Origin of the sequence: Streptomyces soli (genome assembly GCF_003999195.1) — a bacterium.
GTDB lineage: Bacteria > Actinomycetota > Actinomycetes > Streptomycetales > Streptomycetaceae > Actinacidiphila > Actinacidiphila soli.
Genome location: NZ_RJVR01000115.1, coordinates 1 through 3,018 on the forward strand (window position 1 = coordinate 1; position 3,018 = coordinate 3,018).

4 protein-coding genes are annotated in these 3,018 nt (G+C 70.6%); all 4 read left to right on the forward strand.

Annotated elements, in window-relative coordinates:
• Positions 1-220: 220 nt before the first annotated feature.
• Positions 221-607, forward strand: coding sequence for a MarR family transcriptional regulator (locus EFK10_RS49815; RefSeq protein ID WP_240677108.1), 387 nt, complete (start codon positions 221-223; stop codon positions 605-607).
• A gap of 338 nt (positions 608-945) precedes the next feature.
• On the forward strand, positions 946-1,458 hold the full coding sequence (locus EFK10_RS09755; RefSeq protein ID WP_127355334.1) for a SigE family RNA polymerase sigma factor: 513 nt from the start codon (positions 946-948) through the stop codon (positions 1,456-1,458).
• 41 nt (positions 1,459-1,499) lie between these two features.
• Positions 1,500-2,513 (forward strand): hypothetical protein, encoded by a 1,014-nt coding sequence (locus EFK10_RS09760; protein WP_240677109.1) that lies wholly within the window; start codon positions 1,500-1,502, stop codon positions 2,511-2,513.
• Positions 2,501-2,770 (forward strand): hypothetical protein, encoded by a 270-nt coding sequence (locus EFK10_RS49820; protein WP_240677110.1) that lies wholly within the window; start codon positions 2,501-2,503, stop codon positions 2,768-2,770. The genes EFK10_RS09760 and EFK10_RS49820 overlap by 13 nt, the downstream gene beginning before the upstream one ends.
• Positions 2,771-3,018 lie beyond the last annotated feature (248 nt).

Sequence of the window (3,018 nt, forward strand, 5' to 3'; positions counted from 1 at the left end):
TGGGCGGCTCCGCCGGTCAGTGCCGCGTACGGCGCGGTTTGAGCGGCCATCGTCGCGGTGTCGGCGGGCTCGTAGTCGTCGCCGATCCCGTCCGCGACTGCCCAGGCCAGGCGCCCGAAGTGGTGGGCCGCGTCGGCCATATGGCGGCTGCCCCCGGCCGACCCTCGACCCCGACGCGATCGCCCGCCTCCGGCTGGCGATCGCCCGGCTCAACCGGCAGATGGTGCAGGCCTCCAGCCGCCGCGACCTCACCTTCGCGCAGCTGTCCGCCCTCGCCCGCATCGAGCAGTACGACCCCCTGCGGCTGGGCGAACTCGCGACGCGCGAACGGGTCACGGCGCCGTCCGTCATCCGTACGATCGCCCCGCTCGCCGAGGACGGTCTCATCGCCCGGGAGCCGGACCCGGCCGACCGCCGCTCCCAGCTGCTGCTCATCACCGACCACGGCCACAAGGTCATCGACCGCATCCGCCGCGAACGCTCCGAACTCATCGCTTCCCGCACCGCCCGCCTCACCGACGACCAGTCGGCGGTCCTGGCCGCCGCCGTCCCGGTCCTCGAGCTGCTGGCCGAGGAGCCACCGCTGCCGCCGCTACGAGGCGACTGACGCGAGCAGGGCCCAGGGCCCCGCTCCCAGGGGCGGAAGCCGTCGCCGGCGCTCCCGGCTTCCGCCCCTGGCCGGTCTCGCCGCCGCCCCCGCCCTGGCCGGGTTCTGCGTCTGGCGGATCCGCCGCATGTCGTGACGGCGGGGAAGCGGACACGGCTGCAAGGCGCTCAGGGAGAAGGCTTCGAACTCGCGGGGCGCGCGGGGGAGATGGCTCTGGTTCCAGATCGTGGTGCGGTCGAGGTGCTCGCGGAGAGAAGAAAGCAGCCCCGGGTGAAACATCCCGCCGCCCCCACTGCATCTAAATGATGTAGGCGACGAGGCCAGAGAGAGGGCGGCGAATGAGACGGTCCCAGGAGAGCGGCTTCCGGGAGTTCGCGGAGGCCCGCATGGGGCATCTCTTCCGGTCGGCGTGCCTGTTGACCAGCGGCGATACCCATCTCGCCGAGGATCTGGTGCAGGAGACGCTCGGGCGGATGTATGTGGTGTGGGGCCGGTCGTCGAAGATCGGCAATCCGGCGGCGTACGCGCAGACCGTTCTTGTGCGTGTCTTTCTGGCGCACCAGCGGCGGCGTTCGGCGGGAGAGCGGCCGAGCGACGAGATGCCCGAGGCCTCGGAGACAGCCGCGCAGGGTGACGCCTCACTGCGGCTCACGTTCCTGGACGCGCTGCGGAAGCTGTCGGCGAAGGACCGGGCCGTGGTCGTGCTGCGGTACTGGGAGGACTGGTCCGTCACGGAGACCGCTGACGTCCTCAACGTCAGCTCCGCAGCCGTACGTACCCGCAGCACCCGTGCGCTCGCCCGGCTGGGGGTGCAACTGGGCGACAGCATTGGTGAGTTCGCCGCGTACTGATCGATCCGACTGACTTGCAGGAGAAATGGTGGTGGTTTGGCATGTCTGGAACGCAGGAAGACCTGGACGCCTTGGAAGGCGGGCTCGGTGACGCGATGCGCCGCATCGGGGAGAACTTCTCCGTTGAGGGGCGCTCGCTGGTGGACGGCGGCGTCGTGCGCGGCCGGCGGGGGCTGCGGCGCAGGCGGGTCGCGGCCGTGACCGGCAGCGTCGCGGCGCTCGCCGTGGTGGGGTTCGGGGCGTCGTACGCCACAGCGGCGTTCGGCGACGGCTCGGGGCAGGGTGGCGCGGGTGTGGCCGCGCAGCCGAAGGTGCAGGAGACCGGCCCCGCGACGACGTCGTCCCCCGGCAAGGGGCCGCAGCTCTCGGCGCAGCAGGTGATCGAGAGGCTGGAGGGGCTGCTGCCGGAGGGGAAGGTCAGCGGGCAGGTAGGGCGCGGCACGGCCGACCGTCGCGGGCCGTACGCGTACCTCGTCTTCGACGACGGCAAGGGCAAGGCCGCGATCGGCGTGAGCGTCGGCGCCATCGACCCGCACGGCACGGAGGCGAAGCAGCAGCTCGAATGCCCCGACAAGTCCTTCGTGCCGTACGACTCCTGCCAGAATGAGACGCTTGCCGGCGGTTCGCGCCTGATGGTGATGCGCGGGTACGAGTACCCGGACAAGCGTGTGGACACCAAGTGGTGGCACGCCTATCTCGTGACCCCCGACGGCTACATGGTCGATGCCAGCGAGTGGAACGCGCCCGCAGAGAAGGACGCTGCCGTTTCACGGGCCGAGCCACCGCTCACTGTCGGGCAGTTGAAAGGACTCGTCACCTCCGACAAGTGGCGGCCCGTGATGAACGCTCTGGGCAAGGCGGCACCGGAGCCGGTACAGCAGCCGCCGGCGCAGGGGCAGGACGGCAAGGCGATCCTGAGCAAGCTCAAGTCGCTGCTGCCCGCGTCCGCGAAGGTGGCCTCGGAGCACGGTGACGACGGATACGCGTCGTCGTGGATGACGGCAAGGGCGCGAGCCTGGTGCAGATCAACGTGCAGCCGAACATGTCCGACGTAGAGCGGGAGCTGTTCGGGTCCGGAGCGGAGGTGCTGCCGGACGGGACGAAGGTCGTCACGCATCAGGGCCCGGGCGAGAAGGGTGGTGCGGGCGTGGTGATGTGGACCGCCGACACCATCCGCACGGACGGCCTCCGGGTCGTGGTGTCCGCGTTCAACTCGGGGTCCCAGAACGCGGCGGCCACGCGGCAGACACCCGCGCTGACCATTGGGCAGCTGAAGGCGATCGCCACGAGCGGGAAGTGGGCGGGGAAGTAGGGCCGTAGGCGAGGCACCTGCTCGTACCGGCAGTTCGGGAGGCGGATCACCCTTCGGGGTGCCCGCCTCCCTCAACGCCCAAGGAACTGGAGGTCGTGGCCTGGGCCGAATGGCGCATCGGCGGAGACCTCGAGCCGGCGCTGGAACTTTCGCCGGTACGCCTGGTAGAGCATCTCGGCCTTGTAGGTGGCCATGTCCACCCCGGTCGGGCAGTCCACTGAACAGCCCTTGCACGACAGGCACAGATC